The following is a 19997-nucleotide window of genomic DNA, read 5'->3' as shown; positions in this document are numbered from 1 at the left end:
CTCAGTCCACCACCGTAACCAGGTCGTCCGCCGCCGGCTCCGCTTCCTTCTGCTGGAGCGGGCGCGCGAGACCGACCTGCACGGCGGTCACCTTGTACTCCGGGCAGTTGGTCGCCCAGTCGGAGTTCTCCGTGGTCACCACGTTGGCGCCGGTCACGGGGTGGTGGAACGTCGTGTACACGACCCCGGTCGGCATCCGGTCGGAGATCTCCGCGCGCAACGTCGTCTGCCCGACACGGCTCGCCAGCGTGACCATGTCACCGTCGGTGATGCCGCGCACCTCGGCGTCGTGCGGGTGCAGCTCCAGGATGTCCTCGGGATGCCACGCCACATTGCCGGTACGGCGGGTCTGCGCGCCGACGTTGTACTGGCTGAGGATCCGCCCCGTGGTCAGGACCAGCGGGAAGCGCCGGGTGCTGCGCTCGTTCGTCGGCACGAAGGCGGTGACCACGAACTTGCCCTTGCCCCGGACGAACTCGTCCACGTGCATCACCGGCGTTCCCTCCGGAGCCGACTCGTTGCACGGCCACTGGACGCTGCCGAGCTTGTCCAGCACGTCGAAGGACACACCGGTGAAGGTGGGGGTGACCGAGGCGATCTCGTCCATGATCCGGCTCGGGTGGTCGTACGACATCGGGTAGCCCATGGCGGTGGCGATCTCACTCACGATCTGCCACTCGTGCTTGCCGGTCTTCGGCTTCATCACCGCGCGCACCCGGTTGATCCTGCGCTCGGCGTTGGTGAACGTGCCGTCCTTCTCCAGGAACGACGCGCCGGGCAGGAAGACGTGCGCGAACTTGGCCGTCTCGTTGAGGAACAGGTCCTGTACGACCACCAGTTCCATGGCTTCGAGCGCGGCGGTGACGTGTTTGAGATTGGGGTCGGACTGGGCGATGTCCTCGCCGTGCACGAACAGACCGCGGAAGGTTCCGTCGATCGCCGCGTCGAACATGTTGGGGATGCGCAGTCCGGGCTCGGCCAGGAGGGTGCCGCCCCAGAGGTTCTCGAACACGGTGCGCACGGCGTCGTCGGAGACGTGCCGGTAGCCGGGCAGTTCGTGCGGGAACGAGCCCATGTCGCAGGAGCCCTGCACGTTGTTCTGACCGCGCAACGGGTTCACGCCGACGCCGTCACGGCCGATGTTGCCGCACGCCATCGCGAGGTTGGCCATGCCCATGACCATGGTCGAGCCCTGGCTGTGCTCGGTGACGCCAAGACCGTAGTAGATGGCGCCGTTGGGTGCCTGTGCGTACAGCCGGGCGGCGGCCCGCAGCTCCTCGGCCGGCACCCCGGTGATCGCTTCGGCGACCTCCGGGCTGTTCTCCGGGCGGGCGATGAACTCCGCCCACTCGTCGAACCCTTCGCATCGCTGGTCCACGAAGGACCGGTCGACCAGCCCCTCGGTGACCACCACGTGCGCCATGGCATTGACCACGGCGACGTTGGTGCTCGGCCTGAGCTGGAGGTGGTGCTGGGCCTCGATGTGCGGCGAGCGCACCAGGTCGATGCGGCGCGGGTCGACCACGATGAGCTTCGCGCCCTCGCGCAGCCGGCGCTTCATCCGGGAGGCGAACACCGGGTGCCCGTCCGTGGGGTTGGCGCCGATCACCATGATCACGTCGGCCTCGGCCACCGAACGGAAGTCCTGGGTGCCGGCCGACTCGCCGAACGTCTGCTTGAGCCCGTATCCCGTCGGGGAGTGGCACACGCGGGCGCAGGTGTCGACGTTGTTGTTGCCGAAGGCCGCGCGCACCATCTTCTGGACGACGTAGACCTCTTCGTTCGTGCACCGCGAGGAGGTGATCGCGCCGATCGCACTCGATCCGTACCGGTCCTGGAGCTCGCGCATCCGCCGGGCGACCGTGCCGATCGCCTCGTCCCACTCGACCTCGCGCCACGGATCGGTGATCCTGTCCCGCACCATGGGCTTGAGCACCCGGTCGGGGTGCGTGGCATAGCCGAAGGCGAACCTGCCCTTCACGCAGGAGTGGCCCTCGTTCGCTCCGCCGTCCTTGTACGGCACCATCCGCACCAGTTCGTCGCCGCGCAGTTCGGCCTTGAACGAGCAGCCGACACCGCAGTACGCGCAGGTGGTAACCACCGAGCGGGTTGGCATGCCGAGTTCGACGACCGACTTCTCCTGCAGCGTCGAGGTCGGGCAGGCCTGCACGCAGGCTCCGCAGGAGACGCACTCGGAGTCCATGAAGGTCTCGCCGGCGCCCGCCGAGACCTTGGAGTCGAAGCCGCGCCCCTCGATGGTCAGCGCGAACGTGCCCTGCACCTCGCCGCAGGCGCGCACACAGCGGGAGCAGGCGATGCACTTGGACGGATCGAAGTCGAAGTAGGGGTTGGACGTGTCCTTCTCGGCGTCGAGGTGGTTCTCGCCCTCGTAGCCGTACCGGACCTGCCTGAGCCCCACCACGCCGGCCATGTCCTGCAGTTCGCAGTCGCCGTTGGCCGGGCAGGTGAGGCAGTCGAGGGGGTGGTCGGAGATGTAGAGCTCCATGACGCCCTGGCGGAGCTTCTCCACCTTCGGCGTCTGGGTGCTCACCTTCATGCCGTCGGCGCACGGTGTGGTGCAGGACGCCGGGGTGCCACGCCGGCCGTCGATCTCCACCACGCACAGTCGGCAGGAGCCGAACGCCTCGAGGCTGTCGGTGGCGCACAGTTTGGGTATGTCGACGCCGGCCTGCGCGGCGGCGCGCATCACCGACGTGCCCTCCGGGACGCTCACCGGCAGGCCGTCCACTTCCACCGACACCGTCGCCGGACCGGGCCTTTCCGGTGTTCCGAAGTCGGGTTCCTTGAGGAGTGTCATGCGGTGCCCTCCGTCCTCACGCCAGTCGCTTGTACGGGTTGGATCTCCAGGCTTCTTCGCCCGCCGAGGAAGTCGTCGGGGAAGTGAGTGAGGGCGCTGCGTACGGGCATCGGTGTCAGCCCGCCCATCGCGCACAGCGAGCCGTCGGTCATCAGGTCGCACAGATCTTCCAGCAGGGCGAGGTTCTCGTCCCGGTGCTGACCGGCCACTATCTTGTCGATCACCTCGACGCCCCGCACCGAACCGACCCGGCACGGCGTGCACTTGCCACAGGACTCCTCGGCGCAGAACTCCATCGCGAAGCGCGCCTGGGCGGCCATGTCGACCGTGTCGTCGAACACCACGACGCCGCCGTGGCCGACCATGGCTCCGGCCGCGGCGAAGGCCTCGTAGTCCATCGGCAGGTCGAACATCGACGTCGGCAGATAGGCGCCGAGCGGCCCGCCGACCTGCACCGTGCGCACGGGGCGTCCGGAGAAGGTCCCGCCGCCGTAGTCCTCGACCAGCTCTCGCAGCGTGACGCCGAACGCCGTCTCCACGATGCCGCCGTGCGCGATGTTGCCGCCGAGCTGGAAGACCTGGGTGCCCCGCGACCGCTCGACGCCCAGTTCCTGGTACGCCTTTGCGCCGTCGGCGAGGACGACGGGCACGGTCGCCAGCGTGAGGACGTTGTTGACCACGGTCGGTTTGCCGAACAGGCCCTCGATCGCCGGGATCGGCGGCTTCGCGCGCACCATGCCGCGCTTGCCCTCCAGGCTCTCCAGCATGGAGGTCTCCTCGCCGCAGATGTACGCGCCGGCGCCGACGCGGACATGCAGGTCGAAGTCGAGCGCGGAGCCGAGGATGCCCTTGCCGAGCCAGCCGTGCTCGCGGGCGATGTCGATCGCCGCGCGCATCGTGGCCACCGCGTCGGGGTACTCCGAGCGGATGTAGAGGTAGCCCTCGCTCGCCCCGACCGCGTGCGCGGCGATCGTCATGCCCTCGATGAGCAGGAACGGGTCGCCCTCCATGACCATGCGGTCGGCGAAGGTCCCGCTGTCGCCCTCGTCGGCGTTGCAGCAGACGAACTTCAGCTCGTCGGTGCAGTCGAGCACGGTCTTCCACTTGATGCCCGCGGGGAATCCCGCGCCGCCCCGGCCCCGCAGTCCGGATGCGGTGACCTCCGTGACCACGTCCGCGGGTGCGCGCTCCAGGGCGGCACGCAGCCCCACGAGGCCGCCGTGCTCCAGGTAGTCCTGCGTCGACAGGGGGTCGGTCACCCCGACTCTGGCGAAGGTGACGCGCGTCTGCCGTGCCAGCCAGGGCAGTTCGTCCACGACGCCGAGCCGCAGCGGATGGTCCGCCCCGTCGAGCATCCCGGCGGCCAGGAGTCCCTCCACGTCCGAGGGCGCCACCGGCCCGTAGCCGACGCGGCCCTGCGGCGTCACGACCTCGACCATCGGCTCCAGCCACAGCATGCCGCGCGATCCGTTGCGCACCACGTCGATGGCGAAGTCTCCACGCGTGGCGGCGCCTTGCAGCGCGTTCGCGACCTCGTCCGCGCCGACGGACCGGGCCGCCGAGTCGCGGGGGACGTAGACCGTCGCCGCGGAGTGCGAAGAGTTGTTCATGATCAGACCGTCCCGTTGAGGATCGAGCCCAGCCGGTCCGGGCCCACTCGTCCGTACAGCCGGCCGTTCGCCTCCACGGACGGCCCGAGTGCGCAGTTGCCGAGGCAGAAGACCTGCTCGACGGTCACCGAACCGTCCGCCGTCGTCTCACCGAGGGCCAGTCCGGCCTCGCGGACGTAGCCCACCAGGCCGTCGGCCCCGAGCGCCTGGCATGCCTCGGCACGGCAGATGCGCACCGTGGTGCGTCCCGCGGGCTCGCGGCGGAAGTCGTGGTAGAAGGTCACCACTCCGTGGACGTCCGCCCGGGAGAGGTTGAACTCGTCGGCGAGCACCGGTATCGCCTCTTGCGGTACATGGCCCAACTCCGCCTGAACGGCGTGCAGTACGGGCAGCAGCGCACCGCGCCGGCCCCGGTGACCGGCCACCACTCTCCGGACCACATCCTCGACCGTCACGTCACTCCCGCTGGTCGTCATGATCGCTCCGCCTTCCGTCACGCGGGTCCCCGGCGAGGGTTGCAGGAGACTGAGACACTACCCCATACAGGCTTCTGTATACAGAACTCGATCGCAAAGAAGGTCCCTCGATCCCGGGCGTTCGCGCACCGACGCACGCGGCCCGACCCGGCGCACGCACGCACGCACGCACGCACGCACGCACGCACGCACGCACGCACGCGAGGAAGTGTGGCCCGCTCCCGGCCGGGGAGTGCGCGCACCGCAGGCCGGTGCGCCTACGGGAACCCCCGCCGGCCAGGGCGTCACCACCGACCGCCCACGCCATCTTGCATACCAAAACCTGTATGCTGACGCTGCCGTCGGCAACCCGCTCGGCGGCCACCACTTGGCAGAGCCGTCGGCCCTCGCGGACCCGGTGGCAGAACGGGGCAACCATGCGCGAGGCACTCACGGCCGCGGCGTCCCGGCGCGTCACCCGCCCGGCACCACTGCGCCAGGCCGTGTACGACGCGCTGACCGAACTGATCGTCAGCGGCTCCCTCAAACCCGGCCAGCACCTGGTCGAGGCGGAGCTCGCCGAGCACCTCGGCGTCAGCCGCCAGCCGGTGCGCGAAGCCCTGCAGCGGCTGCAGACCGCCGGCTGGGTGGACCTGCGCCCCGCCCAGGGCGCCTTCGTCCACTCCCCCACCGAAGAAGAGGCCGCCCAGCTCCTCGGCGTCCGCGCGGTACTGGAAACCTATTCGGCCCAGCTCGCCGCCCAGCACGCGAAGCCCGAAGACATCGAACGCCTCTGGGAGTTGCAGCAGGAAGGTGTCGACGCGCTCGCCGGGGGCGACGTCGAACGCCTGGTCGCGGCCAACACCGCTCTGCACGCCTTCATCACCTCCGTTGCCGACAACGCCGTACTCGCCGAACTGATCTCGCAGGTGGGCCAGAAGGTGCGCTGGTACTACACGCCCATCGCCAAACCCCGCGGCAAGGAGGCCTGGAACGAGCACAGCCAGCTCATCAAGGCCATCGCCAAGGGCGACGCGGACCGCGCGGGTGAGGTCATGCGCAAGCACACCGAGCGCACGACCGGCTTCTACCGCAAGCAGATCGCCGCCGGGGCGAGCCAGGGCTGAGCGAACGGGCCGCCCCCCGGGCCGGGTTCAGGACGAGGCGAGGGAATCGGCGGGACGCCGAGCGGACCCGACCTCGACAGCTGGTGGACGCAGGGCCTCGGCTCCGGCGGCGGCCCGCAGTTCGAGCAGCCACGGCAGCACGGTGCGCAGCACGATGTCGAGTCCACCACCGTCCCCGCCGAGCATCGCGTCGGCGGGAACCAGCACCGGGTCGGCGAACACCGTGGACGTCGCACTGCCGTAGGGCCCCGCACCGCCGGGCCGCGCCGGGACGAACAGGTCCGGGGCGTGCGCCGGAACCACCCACAACGTCAGACCGTCCGGTGCGGTGAGCGACTGGGAGGACCAGACGTAGCTGTCGGCCTCTCCCGCCGCGACCACCTGGTGCTTGCGGGCGCGCAGGGCGACCACGTCACCGGAGCGGGCGGCGATGGAGCGCGAGACGAGGAGCTGAGCCTCCACCCCCTGCTCACCGGCGACGTCTTCCGCCAGGGCGAGACTGCCGAGGTGACGTCCGGCAGCGATCTCGCCGCGCACCCAGGGACTGCCGTACGACTCGATGACGGCGACCGCCGCGTAGTGGGACTGGAGCACGGCCGCCGTGGCCGGGCAGACGCGCGCGGTCCGCGCCACTACCTCGACGGCTTCCGGCAGCCCCTTTCCGCCACCGCCGAATTCGGTGGAGACGGTGAGCCCCAGCAGCCCGGCGTGGCCGAGGGCCGTCACGGCGCCACGGGGGAACTTGCCCTTCTTGCCGGTCACTTCGGCCGAGGGCGCGATGACACTGGTCAGGACTTCGGAGAGAGCGGTGCGGTACGACACGGGGTGACCCCCTCGGGAGCTGTTGCCGGTCCACTGTCAGACGGTGGATGATTGCATACAGTATTCTGCATGCCCTCGAGAGCGCCAGAGGTGCGGCGAGACAATTTCCGCAACTTCGCGACGCAGCTCGCACTCCAGAATGGCTATTGCATACTAAACTCAGTATCCCGAAGCCGATGGTTTGGCGTCAGCAGTCAAACGAGGGAGAGGGCCCATGCCCGAGACACCCACCGTGGCAGCCCGCGGCCCGATCATCCGGCCCGCCCCGCTGCGTCAGGCCGTCTACGACGCCCTGACGGAACTGATCATCAACGGCTCCCTCAAACCCGGCCAGCACCTGGTCGAGGCCGAGCTGGCCGAAAGACTCGGCGTCAGCCGCCAGCCGATACGCGAAGCGCTCCAACGGCTGCACACCGCCGGCTGGGTCGACCTGCGCCCCGCCCAGGGCGCCTTCGTCCACTCCCCCACCACGGAGGAATGCGCCCAGCTCCTCAGCGTCCGGGCCGTCCTCGAGACCCACTCCGCACGCGGCGCCGCCCAACACGCCACGCCCCACGACGTGGCCCGGCTGCGGGAACTGCAGGAGACCGGCCTCACCGCCCTCGCGGCCGGCGACGCCCGGGCCATCGTGGAGGCCAACGCCGCCCTGCACGCGCACATCACCCATCTCTCGCGCAACGCGGTCCTGGCCGAGCTCATCCCCCAGGTGGACCGACGCGTGCGCTGGTACTACATGCCCATCGCCAAACCCCGTGGCACGGACGCCTGGAGCGAGCACGCCCGGATCATCGAAGCCATCGCCGACGGCGACCCCGACCGCGCCGAAGAACTCATGCGCCGGCACACCCGCAACACCACTGACTTCTACTGCAAGCAGATCGCCGCGGTGGCCGGCCGCGAGGTCTGACCACGGGGGCGCCGGCGACGGAGACAGGGGGCCCAGGCACCCGGCGGCGGAGACCGGGAGCCCATGCGCCCGACCACGGCACTCAGGGCCGCGGGTCGATCTCCCGCAGCAGCCCCGTCGTCACGTCGAAGACAAAACCGCGTACGTCGTCGGTGTGCGGCAGGAAGGGCGAGGTGCGCACCCGCTGCATCGACTGCCGTACGTCCTGATCGACGTCCGCGAAGGCCTCCACCGCCCATGCCGGCCGCTGGCCGACCTCCATCTCCAGTTCGTGCCGGAAGCCCTCGGTGAGGCTCTGCAGACCGCAGCCGGTGTGGTGGATGAGTATGACGCTGCGGGTGCCGAGCGCACGCTGACTGATCGTCAGGGACCGGATCGTGTCGTCGGTGACCACACCGCCCGCGTTGCGGACGGTGTGACAGTCACCCAACTGCAGGCCGAGCGCGGCGTGCAGGTCGATGCGCGCGTCCATGCAGGCCACGACGGCCACCCGCAGGACCGGGCGGGCGTCCATGCCGGGGTCGACGAATCCGGCGGCGTAGGCACCGTTGGATTCCACGAGCCGGTCGATGACCGTCTCGGTGCCGGGCACGCCGCGGGAGGGCTGGACGAAACGGGGTACTGGTGTGGACATGCTGGGCTACCTCACTCCGGTCGAGTTCGAACCGCCTGCCGGGCAGGGAGATGCATACAGTATGGGGTAGTCAGTATTCTGGTTCTCGCTCGACACGTTGTCCAGGGTCCATGCAAGGCTTTCCCCCTCCTTCAGCCCACGGCGACGGCGGGCTCCAGGCGGACCACGACACCCTTCGACGTAGGCGTGTTGCTGATGTCGGCCACGCTGTCCAGCGGCACCAGGACGTTGGTCTCGGGGTAGTAGGCCGCGGCGGAACCGGGAGTGGTGGGATAGGCGACCACCCGGAACTTCTTGGCGCGGCGCTCCACGCCGTCCCGCCAGACGCTCACCAGGTCCACCTCGCTGCGGTCGGCGAGCCCGAGTGCCTCCAGGTCGGCGGGGTTCACGAGCACCACACGGCGGGCGTTGTGGATGCCTCGGTAGCGGTCGTTCATGGCGTACGGAACAGTGTTCCACTGGTCGTGCGAGCGCAGGGTCTGCAAGAGGAGATGGCCCTGCGGGGCGCGCAGCATCTCGAAGTCGTTGCGGGTGAAGACGGCCTTGCCGCTCGGGGTCGGGAACACCCCCTCGTTGACCGGGTTGGGCAGCCGGAAGCCGCCGGGCCGGGCCACCCGGGAGTTGAAGTCCTCGAAGCCCGGCACGACCCGGGAGATACGGTCCCGGATCGTTCCGTAGTCCGCCTCGAACTTCTCCCAGGGGATGGACGGGTGCTCGCCCAGGGTCCGCCGGGCCAGCCGCGAGATGATCGCGACTTCGCTGAGCAGGTGCGGGGAGGCCGGATGCAGGCGGCCGCGCGAGGCGTGCACCTCGCTCATGGAGTCCTCGACGGTGATGAACTGCTCCCCGCCCGCCTGGATGTCGCGGTCGCTGCGGCCGAGCGTCGGCAGGATCAGCGCGGTCTCGCCGCAGACGGTGTGGGAGCGGTTGAGTTTGGTGGAGATGTGCGCGGTGAGCCGGCACCGCCGCATGGCCCGTTCGGTGACCTCACTGTCGGGCGTGGCCCGGACGAAGTTTCCCGCGACGCCGACGAAGACCTTGGCGTCGCCGTCGCGCATGGCCCGGATGGCGTCCACCGAGTCCAGTCCGTGCCGGGTGGGCGGGGTGAAGGCGAACTCGCGCTCCAGGGCGTCCAGGAAGCTCTGCGGCATCCGCTCCCAGATGCCCATGGTGCGGTCGCCCTGCACATTGCTGTGGCCGCGCACCGGGCACACACCCGCCCCGGGCCTGCCGATATTGCCGCGCAGCATGAGGAAGTTGACGACCTCACGGATGGTGGGGACGCCGTGCTTGTGCTGCGTCAGCCCCATCGCCCAGCAGACGATGACGCTCTCGCTCCGCAGCACCCGCTCGCCCACCGCCTCGATCTCTTCGCGGGTCAGCCCGGTGGCGTCGAGGATGTCGTCCCAGGAGGCCTTGCGGGCCTGCTCGACGAAGTCCTCGAACCCCGTCGTGTGCGCCTGGACGAACCCGTGGTCCAGCACCGCTCCCGGCCTGGCGTCCTCGGCCTCCAACAACAGCAGGTTCAGCGCCTGGAAGAGCGCGAGGTCGCCACCGGGGCGGATCTGCAGGAACTGGTCGGCGAGGGGAGTGCCGCGACCGACGATTCCGCGGGCCTTCTGCGGGTGCTTGAACCGGATCAGTCCGGCCTCGGGCAGCGGGTTCACGGCGACGATGTGACCGCCGTTGCGCTTGGTCTCCTCCAGCGCCGAGAGCATCCGCGGATGATTGGTCCCCGGGTTCTGGCCCACCACGAAGACGAGGTCACTGTGGTGGATGTCGTCCAGGCTCACGCTGCCCTTGCCGATGCCCAGCGTCTCCTGCAGTGCCGAGCCGCTGGACTCGTGGCACATGTTGCTGCAGTCGGGCAGGTTGTTCGTGCCGTAGGCCCGGGCGAACAACTGAAGGAGGAAGGCGGCCTCGTTGTTGAGCCGGCCCGAGGTGTAGAAGAGGGCCTCGTCGGGCGAGTCGAGCCGGCGCAGTTCCTCGGCGAGCAGAGCGAGCGCGTCGTCCCAGCCGATCGGCTCGTAGTGGTCCGCACCGGGCCGCTTGACCATGGGTTCGGTCAGCCGGCCCTGCTGGTTGAGCCAGTAGTCGGACTTCTCCGCGAGCTCCGAGACGGAGTGCTCCCGGAAGAAGTCCGCGGTGACCCGGCGCGAGGTCGCCTCGTCGTTGATGTGCTTGGCGCCGTTCTCGCAGTACTCGTTCTTGGCACGGTGCCCCGGAGCGGGTTCCGGCCAAGCGCAGCCGGGGCAGTCGAAACCCTTGGCCTGGTTGATGTTCAGCAGGGTCAGCGCCGTCCGCCGGACCGACGTCTGGCCGAGTGAGTACTGCATGGCGTGCGTCACCGCGGGCAGTCCGGTCGCCCAGGTCTTGGGCGGGGTGACCTCCAGAAGGTCTTCCGGGTCTTCGATGTTGCTCATGATCTGGCCTGTGCCTTTCTACCGCTCCCGCGCGTATGACGGATCCGGCGCCGCGGCCGCCCGGAGATCAGCTTCGGACAGGCCGCGAAAGGTAGTCAAAGAGAGAACAACTTCCACGTGATAGACGCCGTCTATCAATCGCCGCCCATCGAGCCGGGGGTGGGAAACGCAGGCCGTCCCGGGCGCGGCGGCTGAAGCCGGGCCCGGGACGGAGTGGAGGTGCGGCACGAGCCGCTGTCGGTCAGATCACTCCCTGCGCCTTGAGCAGTGGCAACTCGTCGTGGGAGAGGCCGAGTTCGCCGAGGAAGATCTCCTCGTTGTGTTCGCCGAGCAGCGGGGACCGTTCGATCTCGACCGGGGAGTCGGACAGTTTCAGCGGATTGCCGACCGTGATGTACGTGCCGCGCTCGGGGTGCTCGACCTCGACAACGATCTCGTTGGCGACCAGCGAGTCGTCCTCGATGATCTCCTTGGTGGACAGGACGGGCCCGCACGGGATGTTGTGGGTGTTGAGCGCCTCCAGCACCTGCCACTTGGGGAGGGTGCTGGTCCACTCCTCGATGAGCTGGAACATCTTGCCGAGCTTGGGCAGTCGGGCCTCGGGGGTGGACCACTCGGGGTCCTCGGCCAGCTCGGGCCTGCCGATGAGTTCACTGATCGGTTCCCAGCCGACGGGCTGCACGATGACGTACACGTAGTCGTTCGGGCCGCCCGGAGCGCACCTGACCGCCCAGCCGGGCTGACCGCCGCCGGAGGCGTTCCCGGACCTGGGAACCTCGTCGCCGAAGTCCTCGTTGGGGAACTCCGCGAGCGGCCCGTGCGTGAGCCGCTGCTGATCGCGCAGCTTCACCCGGCAGAGGTTGAGCACGGCGTGCTGCATCGCGACGTTCACGCGCTGGCCGCGGCCGGTACTGGTGCGCTGGAGAAGAGCGGCGAGGATGCCGGCGACGGCATGCATACCCGTGCCCGAGTCACCGATCTGGGCCCCCGTCGCCAGCGGTGGCCCGTCCTCGAAGCCGGTGGTCGACATCGACCCGCCCATGGCCTGTGCGACGACCTCGTACGCCTTGAAGTTGGTGTACGGGCCGTCCCCGAACCCCTTGATGGAGGCATAGACGATACGCGGGTTGATCTCGCGGATCCGGTCCCAGGTGAAGCCCATGCGGTCGACCGCGCCCGGGGCGAAGTTCTCCACCATGACGTCGGAGCGGCGGATCAGCTCGGTGAGGATCTCCTTGCCGCGCTCGGTCTTGGTGTTGAGGGTGACGCTGCGCTTGTTGCTGTTGAGCATCGTGAAGTAGAGGGAGTCGACGTCCGGGATGTCCCGCAGCTGCTTGCGGGTGATGTCACCGCTCGGCGCCTCCACCTTGACCACATCGGCGCCGAGCCACGCGAGGATCTGCGTCGCGGACGGGCCGGACTGTACATGCGTCATATCGAGGACGCGCACGCCCTCAAGAGCCTTCGTCATGATCGCCACCTCACGTATACGTAGCCGTCGTGACCGACTCCATACTGTAGATTGCATACCGTATGGAGTTGCTCTCATGGTTGCGGCAGACGCAAAGGATGTCCAGGGGGCGCCTGGAAGATTTCGCCTCCCCGCTCAATCAGCCGTACGGTCGCGCCGCTGCTCGGGGCGGGCGGGCGCGATGATGGTCGCGGCGGCTCCCGAAGGTGCGAGGCTCTCCTCGCCCAGGACCTGGCAGCGCGCCAGTCCGTGGCGCGACCACAACGCCGCCGTCCACGCGCACAGCAGCGCGTCGATGAGGTCCTCGCGGTGCTTGTAGTCTCCCGACGCCACAGGCGTGGGTTCGTCCATCAGCCGGCCCGACACCGAGTGGGAGGCGAGCACGAGGGGCGGATCGGCTGTGGCCAGGCCCGCCATGCGCGCGATCAGCCGGTCGCACTCCCCCGCGCGCACCGCTCGCCACTGCGCCTGCGGCACGCGCGCGGGCCGGCGTTTGTATGTGGGGCGCTCCCGGTCGTAGCCCAACTCGGCCGCTCCGACCAGGGTTGTGTACGGGTAGCACTCGGACAGGACCAGGCCGCTCGTCGGTGGTCCGGCCCTGCCGTCGTCGTACACCCAGCCCGTTGCCCGCAAGCTTTCACGCAGGAGCACCCCCGCCAGCCGGGGAGAGGTCTGGTTGGTGCTGTTGGCGCTCACCTTCCAGCGTCCGTACCGCCGGCCGACCTCCCGCTCGCACGGCCGCTGACCGGTCGGGTTGTCGACGACCAAGGGCGCGTCGACGAAGCACAGGGACGCTCCGTCCACGGCCACCCCGTCGAGCCAGGACATCGTCTCCTCGAGCCCGCGGGTCCAGCCGCAGTCGATCACCTCACCCGATCCGTCGATGACGGCGACGCCCGTCTCATTGGGTTTGGTTCGGGGTCCACCCGGCGCCCATGCGAGGTCGATACCGATGAACCGGTCAATGGCCATGCGTCGGTAGTACCAGAGAAGTCGGTAGCACCGGAGAAGCGGCCGGCGCCGACGGGGCCGACGGCTCGCACCGCGGATGCGGCGGCGCTCCGGCGGCTCGGTCGCGGGTGCGCCGCCGCCCTGCGGGTCTACGCCGTTCCTCGGAGATCCGGCGCGGCCCGGCCCGAGTCGTACCGGGGTACTACCGGCTTCCGTTCATTGACCCCTTCGGTACCACGAATCGCGGCCCGCGGGCTCTTAGCGTTCCCTGTGAGAAAGCCCGGAGCGGGCGGCACAAGAACGCGAGGGAAGAACGATGATCGAGGCACATCAGCTGACGAAGCGGTACGGCGAGAAGACGGCGGTCGATCAGCTGGACTTCGTCGTCAAGCCCGGCACGGTCACCGGCTTCCTTGGCCCGAACGGCGCGGGCAAGTCCACCACCATGCGGATGATCGTCGGGCTGGACGCACCGTCCAGCGGCAGTGTGTCCGTCAACGGCAGGCGCTACGCCCAGCACAGCGCGCCGCTGCAGGAGGTCGGCGCGCTGTTGGAGGCCAAGTCGATCCACCCGGGCCGGTCCGCGTTCGACCACCTGATGGTGCAGGCCCACACCCACGGCATTCCGCGCCGCCGGGTGGACGAGGTCATCGAGCTCACCGGCCTGCGGTCCGTGGCCAAGAAGCGCGCGGGCGCGTTCTCCCTCGGGATGGGCCAGCGGCTGGGCATCGCCGCCGCACTCCTCGGCGACCCGGCCACCATCATGCTCGACGAGCCGGTCAACGGTCTCGACCCCGAGGGCGTGCTGTGGATCCGCAACCTGCTGACCGGGCTCGCGGCGGACGGCCGTACCGTCTTCGTCTCCTCGCATCTGATGAGTGAGATGGCGCTGGTCGCCGACCACCTGATCATCGTCGGACGCGGCCGCCTGCTGGCCGACACCACCGTGCAGGACCTGATCCGCACGGCCGGCGGAGACACCGTGACCGTGGCGTCCGACCAGCCCGCCCGGCTGCGCGAGGTGCTCGCCGGCCCCGGCGTCGAGATCACCGGCGAGGTCGGCTCCGAGGAGCTGCACGTGACCGGGCTGACCGCGCGCGCCATCGGCCTCAAGGCCGCCGAGCACGGCATCCCGCTGTTCGAGCTCAGCTCCAGGGCCGTCTCCCTGGAGCAGGCGTTCATGGACCTGACCCGCGACGCCGTCGAGTACCACGCCACCGCCACCGTCGAGACCCCCGGGAGGGCGGCATGACCACCACCTTGACCGTGACCGACAGCTCCGCGCCCAGCCCGGTGCAGACGACGCGTCCGCAGTACAAGGTCACCGGGCGTCGCGTCCTGCGCTCCGAATGGGCCAAGCTGTGGTCCCTTCGCTCCACCTGGATCACCCTCGGTCTGGGGCTGCTGTTCCTGGTCGCGTTCGGCGTGATCGCTGCCGCGCACTACAAGTCCGAGCTCAACTCCGGTCGTCCCCTGCGACCGGACGACGCCGGCGCCACCGCGCTCAGCCTCTCCCTGTTCGGCACGAACTTCGCGCAACTGGCCCTCGGTGTCCTGGGCGTGCTGGTCACCGCGGGCGAGTACTCCACCGGCATGATCCGCTCCACGCTGGCCGCGGTCCCGCGCCGCCTGCCGGTGCTGTGGTCCAAGTCGGCGGTGTTCGGCCTGGTCGCGCTGGGTGTCTCCCTCATCGGCGTCGTCGTCGTGTTCCCGATCGCGAGCGGCATCGTCTCCGGCACGCCCGCCGCCCTCACGTTCTCCCACTCCGGCGTCGTACGCAGCCTGCTGGGCGCCGGTCTCTACCTCGGCCTGGTCGGTGTGATCGGCACCGCTCTGGGCGCGCTGCTCCGCTCGGTCGCCGGCGGCATCTCGGTCCTGGTCGCCTCGCTGATGCTGGTCCCCGGCCTGATCTCGCTGCTGCCCAGCTCGTGGCAGGACAACATCAGCCCGTACCTGCCCAGCAACGCCGGCGAGTCGATGTTCGCGCTGACCCACGACTCGACGGCCCTGTCGCCCACGGCCGGGCTCGTGGTCTTCCTCGGCTGGACCGCGCTGGCGCTGGCGGGCGCGGCCTACCGGCTCGTACGTACGGATGCCTGACGCCTGCCGCCTCGTACGTGGGAACGCTTGACGGCTCACGCCCCGCAGGCGGGAACGCCTGACGCCTTCCGGTCTCGCGCCCGGTGCGGCACCCGCCCCGGTGGTCCGGGCCGGGCGCCGCGCCGGGTGACCGGGGCGAGTGCCGCACCGGGAAACCGGGCCGGGTACCTCGCCGGGAAACCGGGCCGGGTGCCGTGCCGGTCGGCCGCTCCGACGCACGGGCGGCGCGAGCCTGCTGCGGCGCGGTGCCGGCGCGAACGGACCCACAATGGACAGGTGACAGCAATGAACCCGGACCAGTGACACCCATGAGCACCGACGACAGCGCCCCCCTGGGAGGACTGCCCCACCCGCCGTCCGCGGAGGCGGACCTCCCGTGGAATCACCCCCTGGCCAGCGGGCTGACCCGCCTGGGCCGATGGCTCAAGCAGGGCGACCGGGACCACCCGTGGATCCTGGACGCGGGTGTGATCGCTGTCGTGGTGCTGATGTTCTGCGTCCCGGACCTGGTGCACGACAACGACGGCCGACGACGCGCCTTCGACACCCACTTCAGTCATCTGCCCTGGCCGGAGACGCTCGCGCTGCAGGCCGGACTGGTTTTGCCCCTGCTGTGGCGGCGCAGAAAGCCGTCCCTCGCCTTCGCCGTGATCGCCGCGGTGTTCTTCCTCCAGCTGGCCCTGGGAGTCTGGCTGCGTGCCGACGTCGCCCTGTTGATCGCCCTCTACAGCCTGGTGCTGCACGGAGAGCTCCGGCGGCTGCCCCTGGCCTGCGCCGTCACCGCAGCCGCCCTGGGCCTGCTCACCCTCCGGCTGCCGCCCGAAGTATCCGTCCTGGACGCGCTGTTCTTCCTGTTCAGCACCATCACCGCGGCGGTCGCGCTCGGTCTGGCGGTACGGATCAGGCGCGCCCAGCTCGCCGTCCTGCGCGACCGCGCGACCCGCCTGGAGATCGAACGCGACCAGCGCAGCAAACTGGCCGCCGCCGCCGAACGCACCCGGGTGGCCCGCGAGATGCACGACATCGTCGGCCACAACCTCTCCGTCATCATCACGCTCGCCGACGGTGGCGCGTACGCGACCGATCGCGCCCCGGAACGCGGCAAGCAGGCACTGGTCCTCATCGGTGACACCGGACGTCAGGCGCTCGGTGAGCTGCGCCGCATGCTCGGCGTCCTGCGCGAGCAGACCCAGACCCCCGCCGCCCCCGAGCTCAGCCCACAGCCCGGCATCGCGGACATCGACGCCCTGTGCACCCGAATCCGCGCCGCCGGTCCGCAGGTCCGTTACCGCACCGGCGGCGAGCTGGACACCCTGGACCGCGGTGTCCAGCTGACCGTCTACCGCATAGTCCAGGAGGCCCTCACCAACGCCCTCAAGCACGCGGGCCACGACACACGTGTCGACCTGGCGGTGAGCGTCGAGGACACGAGGCTGCACATCGACGTCCACGACACCGGACCGGGTGGCACTACGGTCCGGCCCGGACCGACCCACGACGAAGGACACGGACTCGCCGGCATGAGAGAACGCGCAGCCCTCTACAACGGGACCGTCATCGCGGGACCCGCCCCCGGCGGCGGCTGGACGGTGCGGGCGACTCTCGACCTCACCCCGCTGCCCGCCACCGGGGCGGACACCGGCGGTGCGGCGTGACCACCGTGCTCATCGTGGACGACCAGCCACTGCAACGCCTCGGCTTCCGCATGCTCCTGGAGAGCACCGCCGACACCGAGGTCGTCGGCGAGGCGGCCCACGGCAGCGACGGCGTCCGCAAGGCCGCCGAACTCCGCCCGGACGTCATCCTCATGGACGTACGGATGCCCGGCATGGACGGCATCGAGGCCACCCGCCGCATCGTCGCCTCCGGTGACCGCTCCCGCATCCTCATCCTGACCACCTTCGACCTGGACGAGTACGCCCACGCGGCCCTCCGCGCAGGAGCAAGCGGTTTCCTCCTCAAGGACGCCCACCCGGAGGAACTCCTGGCCGGCATCCGCGCGGTCGCGGCCGGCGACGCCGTCATCGCCCCCACCCTGACCCGCCGCCTCCTGGACGCCTACGCCCGCCACCTCCCGCACGAATCGTCGAGCCGCAAGGCCGCCGACGACCCCAGGGTCCGCTCCCTGACCGAACGCGAGTACGAGATCCTGGTCGCCATCGGCCAGGGCTGGAGCAACCGCGAGATCGCCGAGCGCCTGGTCGTGGCGGAATCCACGGTGAAGACCCACGTGGGCCGGGTGCTGGCGAAGGTGGGAGCGCGCGATCGGATCCAGGCCGTGATCTTGGCGTACGACCTGGGGCTGGCGCGGCCGAACGCGCCTGAGTAGCGCTCGATCGGGCTGTGCTGCCCGATCGAAGAGAACAAGGCCGGATATTGCAGCGGCTCACGCTCCGAACCGGCCCGCTGTCCGGCGCGGCCGGGCCTCGTCGACTGACGCGATGCGCACCGTCACCGCCCGGCCATCACAAGGCAGATGGCCTCGACCGGCCGAACGGCCAACCCCCGCCCAGCCATCCGGCGGGCCCGTCCCACCGGGACGCCGGCGGCCCACGGGTTTCAGCGGGCACGTCGTAGGCCACCCGCAGGCCGGGCACCCCGTACCAGGCACCTCAGAGCGACGTCATGACGTGCTTGATGCGGGTGTAGTCCTCGAAGCCGTACGCCGACAGGTCCTTGCCGTAGCCGGACTTCTTGTAGCCGCCGTGCGGCATCTCGGCGACCAGGATCATGTGGGTGTTGATCCATACGCAGCCGAAGTCGAGGCGCTTGGACATGCGCATCGCGCGGGCGTGGTCCTTCGTCCAGACCGAGGAGGCGAGGGCGTAGTCGACGCCGTTGGCCCACTCCACGGCCTGGTCCTCGTCGGCGAAGGACTGGACGGTGATGACCGGGCCGAAGACCTCGTTCTGGATGATCTCGTCGTCCTGCTCGAGGCCCGAGACGACGGTCGGCGCGTAGAAGTAGCCGATCTCGCCGACCCGGTGGCCGCCCGCCTCGACCTTGGCGTGCGAGGGGAGCCGGTCGACGAAACCGCTCACCTGGGCGAGCTGGTTGACGTTGTTGAGCGGGCCGAAGAGCACGTCCTCCTCGTCGATGCCACCGGTCTTGACGTCGGCGGCGGCCTTGGCCAGCGCGGCGACGAAATCGTCGTGGACGGACTCGTGGACGAGGACGCGGGTGGCGGCCGTGCAGTCCTGGCCGGCGTTGAAGAAGCCCGCCGCCGTGATGCCCTCGACAGCCTGCGCGATGTCCGCGTCGTCGAAGACGACCACGGGTGCCTTGCCGCCGAGCTCCAGGTGAACGCGCTTGACGTCCTTGGCGGCGCTCTCGGCGACCTGGATGCCGGCGCGCACGGAACCGGTGATGGCGGCCATGGCCGGCACTGGATGCTCGACCATGAGCTGCCCGGTGTTCCGGTCGCCGCACACGACATTGAGCACACCGGCGGGCAGATCCAGTTCCTTCAGTACGCCGCCGACGATCGCGGCGAGCAGCACCGTGGACGCGGGGGTGGTGTCCGACGGCTTGAGGACCACCGTGTTGCCCGCGGCGATCGCCGGTGCGAACTTCCACACGGCCGTCATCATCGGGTAGTTCCAGGGCGCGACCTGCGCGCACACACCGATCGGCTCCCGCCGGATGATGGAGGTCAGGCCCTCCGCGTACTCCCCCGCCGCCTTGCCCTCCAGCAGGCGTGCGGCACCCGCGAAGAAACGCAACTGGTCGACCATGGGGACGATCTCTTCGGTCCTGGTCACGGAGCGGGGCTTGCCGGTGTCGCGGCACTCCGCCTCGACCAGGTCCTCAGCGCGTGCCTCGACGGCGTCCGCGATCTTCAGAAGCAGCTTCTGCCGGGTGCTGGGGGTGGAGTCGCGCCACGCAGGAAAGGCCTCCGCCGCGGCTGCCATCGCCGCGTCCACATCTGCCGCCCCCGAGAGCGGTGCACTCGCGTACACCTCACCGGTGGTGGGGTCGACGACCGGCAGCGTGCGACCGTCCTTCGCGTCGACGAATTCGCCGTCGATGTAATTGCGCAGCGTAAGGATTTCGCTCACGACGTTCCGTGCTCCTCGTGGCTTGAGAATCGTAGGGATAAAGGGATCTGCTGGGAGACTGGCTTGACGATGGCGATGACCCGGTGCCCGAGGGGTGGAGGGCGGCCGTGGGATTGCGTTCCGGTCGTGCCGAGTGAGAGGACCGACCCGAAGGGCGCAGAGTTGGCGACTTCCGCGCCCACGGGCCATGCCTGAGGGACAGCAGCTGAGGCACGGATGACCTGACCAGGCCAGGTCTCCGTCCCAGGCCAGTGACGCTATCCGCCACCCGGACAGGCAAGAAGTGGTGGATTCATCCATAGTCGCGATGCCGTATGGATGATCTGCACACCGAACGAGGTCATGCGTTCCGCGCAGGGCATGGCGACATCTGTTTCCTGGGCATCGGCGCACCCACGGGGAAATCACTCATTGACGCGCAGAGGACATGTCCCTACTGTTGCGCCACGCGGTCGCCGGGCTGAGGCAGACCGCATGTACCGGATCGTTCCTTTTTCCGCGGATCGCCTGATCGTGATCGCGGATGCGAACGAGTTCCGGAATGTCATGGCCGTTGGCGACGGCTATTGGCTCCTCGGGTCACATGTCGACCTGATCGTTCATGACGCAGTTCTCAGATTC

15 protein-coding genes are annotated in these 19997 nt (G+C 69.6%); 6 read left to right on the top strand and 9 right to left on the bottom strand.

Going from position 1 to position 19997, the window contains the following annotated elements:
* Nucleotide 1: 1 nt before the first annotated feature.
* The 3 genes from fdhF to ACIBK0_RS40470 are packed head-to-tail and all read right to left on the bottom strand — an operon-like array spanning nt 2 to nt 4904.
* On the bottom strand, nt 2–2818 hold the full coding sequence (fdhF, locus tag ACIBK0_RS40480; RefSeq protein WP_399091641.1) for a formate dehydrogenase subunit alpha: 2817 nt from the start codon (nt 2816–2818) through the stop codon (nt 2–4).
* Nucleotides 2815–4428, bottom strand: a complete 1614-nt coding sequence (locus tag ACIBK0_RS40475; protein WP_399091638.1) for a formate dehydrogenase beta subunit — start codon at nt 4426–4428, stop codon at nt 2815–2817. Before ACIBK0_RS40475 ends, fdhF begins: the two co-directional genes overlap by 4 nt.
* A gap of 2 nt (nt 4429–4430) precedes the next feature.
* On the bottom strand, nt 4431–4904 hold the full coding sequence (locus ACIBK0_RS40470; RefSeq protein ID WP_399091635.1) for an NAD(P)H-dependent oxidoreductase subunit E: 474 nt from the start codon (nt 4902–4904) through the stop codon (nt 4431–4433).
* Between the two features lie 416 nt (nt 4905–5320).
* Between ACIBK0_RS40470 and ACIBK0_RS40465 the strand changes: the two genes are divergently transcribed.
* Nucleotides 5321–6010 carry a GntR family transcriptional regulator gene (locus tag ACIBK0_RS40465; protein ID WP_399091632.1) on the top strand — a complete coding sequence of 230 codons (690 nt, stop codon included), beginning with the start codon at nt 5321–5323 and terminating at the stop codon, nt 6008–6010.
* A gap of 27 nt (nt 6011–6037) precedes the next feature.
* On the opposite strand, the gene ACIBK0_RS40460 is transcribed toward ACIBK0_RS40465, so the two are convergent.
* Complete coding sequence (locus ACIBK0_RS40460) at nt 6038–6832, bottom strand: acyl-CoA dehydrogenase family protein (RefSeq protein WP_399091629.1); 795 nt, start codon at nt 6830–6832, stop codon at nt 6038–6040.
* Nucleotides 6833–7046: 214 nt separating this feature from the next.
* On the opposite strand from ACIBK0_RS40460, the gene ACIBK0_RS40455 reads away from it, so the two are divergent.
* Nucleotides 7047–7739 (top strand): GntR family transcriptional regulator, encoded by a 693-nt coding sequence (locus tag ACIBK0_RS40455; protein ID WP_399091626.1) that lies wholly within the window; start codon nt 7047–7049, stop codon nt 7737–7739.
* A gap of 82 nt (nt 7740–7821) precedes the next feature.
* On the opposite strand, the gene ACIBK0_RS40450 is transcribed toward ACIBK0_RS40455, so the two are convergent.
* The 4 genes from ACIBK0_RS40450 to ACIBK0_RS40435 all read right to left on the bottom strand — a co-directional run bounded on the left by ACIBK0_RS40450 (nt 7822) and on the right by ACIBK0_RS40435 (nt 13239).
* Nucleotides 7822–8373, bottom strand: a complete 552-nt coding sequence (locus ACIBK0_RS40450; RefSeq protein WP_399091623.1) for a beta-class carbonic anhydrase — start codon at nt 8371–8373, stop codon at nt 7822–7824.
* 131 nt (nt 8374–8504) lie between these two features.
* On the bottom strand, nt 8505–10796 hold the full coding sequence (locus ACIBK0_RS40445; RefSeq protein WP_399091620.1) for an FdhF/YdeP family oxidoreductase: 2292 nt from the start codon (nt 10794–10796) through the stop codon (nt 8505–8507).
* Nucleotides 10797–11037: 241 nt separating this feature from the next.
* Nucleotides 11038–12267, bottom strand: coding sequence for a formyl-CoA transferase (frc, locus tag ACIBK0_RS40440; protein ID WP_399091617.1), 1230 nt, complete (start codon nt 12265–12267; stop codon nt 11038–11040).
* 135 nt (nt 12268–12402) lie between these two features.
* The gene (locus ACIBK0_RS40435; RefSeq protein ID WP_399091614.1) at nt 12403–13239 is read right to left on the bottom strand and encodes a DUF429 domain-containing protein; all 837 of its coding nucleotides are present in this window, start codon (nt 13237–13239) and stop codon (nt 12403–12405) included.
* Nucleotides 13240–13534: 295 nt separating this feature from the next.
* Between ACIBK0_RS40435 and ACIBK0_RS40430 the strand changes: the two genes are divergently transcribed.
* The 4 genes from ACIBK0_RS40430 (at nt 13535) to ACIBK0_RS40415 (ending at nt 17647) form a co-directional block, all read left to right on the top strand.
* On the top strand, nt 13535–14470 hold the full coding sequence (locus tag ACIBK0_RS40430) for an ABC transporter ATP-binding protein (RefSeq protein WP_399091611.1): 936 nt from the start codon (nt 13535–13537) through the stop codon (nt 14468–14470).
* Nucleotides 14467–15318, top strand: a complete 852-nt coding sequence (locus tag ACIBK0_RS40425; protein ID WP_399091608.1) for an ABC transporter permease — start codon at nt 14467–14469, stop codon at nt 15316–15318. The genes ACIBK0_RS40430 and ACIBK0_RS40425 overlap by 4 nt, the downstream gene beginning before the upstream one ends.
* A gap of 308 nt (nt 15319–15626) precedes the next feature.
* Nucleotides 15627–16973 (top strand): sensor histidine kinase, encoded by a 1347-nt coding sequence (locus ACIBK0_RS40420; protein ID WP_399091605.1) that lies wholly within the window; start codon nt 15627–15629, stop codon nt 16971–16973.
* Nucleotides 16970–17647: a response regulator gene (locus ACIBK0_RS40415; protein ID WP_399091601.1), complete on the top strand. Its 678-nt coding sequence runs from the start codon at nt 16970–16972 to the stop codon at nt 17645–17647. Before ACIBK0_RS40420 ends, ACIBK0_RS40415 begins: the two co-directional genes overlap by 4 nt.
* Nucleotides 17648–17930: 283 nt before the next feature.
* Here the strand turns inward: ACIBK0_RS40415 and ACIBK0_RS40410 are convergent, their stop codons facing one another.
* The gene (locus tag ACIBK0_RS40410) at nt 17931–19376 is read right to left on the bottom strand and encodes a gamma-aminobutyraldehyde dehydrogenase (RefSeq protein WP_399091598.1); all 1446 of its coding nucleotides are present in this window, start codon (nt 19374–19376) and stop codon (nt 17931–17933) included.
* Nucleotides 19377–19997: the final 621 nt, after the last annotated feature.

The organism is Streptomyces sp. NPDC050564 (assembly GCF_044457265.1).
In the GTDB taxonomy this organism is placed as follows: domain Bacteria; phylum Actinomycetota; class Actinomycetes; order Streptomycetales; family Streptomycetaceae; genus Streptomyces.
Note: the sequence above shows the minus strand (reverse complement) of the source record. Positions and strands in the feature narration are given on the sequence as shown.

Bases quoted from the DNA above. Each gene is read 5' to 3' on its own strand.
- fdhF (WP_399091641.1), bottom strand. From the start codon at position 2,818: ATGACACTCCTCAAGGAACCCGACTTCGGAACACCGGAAAGGCCCGGT.
- ACIBK0_RS40475 (WP_399091638.1), bottom strand. From the start codon at position 4,428: ATGAACAACTCTTCGCACTCCGCGGCGACGGTCTACGTCCCCCGCGAC.
- ACIBK0_RS40470 (WP_399091635.1), bottom strand. From the start codon at position 4,904: ATGACGACCAGCGGGAGTGACGTGACGGTCGAGGATGTGGTCCGGAGA.
- ACIBK0_RS40465 (WP_399091632.1), top strand. From the start codon at position 5,321: ATGCGCGAGGCACTCACGGCCGCGGCGTCCCGGCGCGTCACCCGCCCG.
- ACIBK0_RS40455 (WP_399091626.1), top strand. From the start codon at position 7,047: ATGCCCGAGACACCCACCGTGGCAGCCCGCGGCCCGATCATCCGGCCC.
- ACIBK0_RS40450 (WP_399091623.1), bottom strand. From the start codon at position 8,373: ATGTCCACACCAGTACCCCGTTTCGTCCAGCCCTCCCGCGGCGTGCCC.
- ACIBK0_RS40445 (WP_399091620.1), bottom strand. From the start codon at position 10,796: ATGAGCAACATCGAAGACCCGGAAGACCTTCTGGAGGTCACCCCGCCC.
- frc (WP_399091617.1), bottom strand. From the start codon at position 12,267: ATGACGAAGGCTCTTGAGGGCGTGCGCGTCCTCGATATGACGCATGTA.
- ACIBK0_RS40435 (WP_399091614.1), bottom strand. From the start codon at position 13,239: ATGGCCATTGACCGGTTCATCGGTATCGACCTCGCATGGGCGCCGGGT.
- ACIBK0_RS40430 (WP_399091611.1), top strand. From the start codon at position 13,535: ATGATCGAGGCACATCAGCTGACGAAGCGGTACGGCGAGAAGACGGCG.
- ACIBK0_RS40425 (WP_399091608.1), top strand. From the start codon at position 14,467: ATGACCACCACCTTGACCGTGACCGACAGCTCCGCGCCCAGCCCGGTG.
- ACIBK0_RS40420 (WP_399091605.1), top strand. From the start codon at position 15,627: ATGAGCACCGACGACAGCGCCCCCCTGGGAGGACTGCCCCACCCGCCG.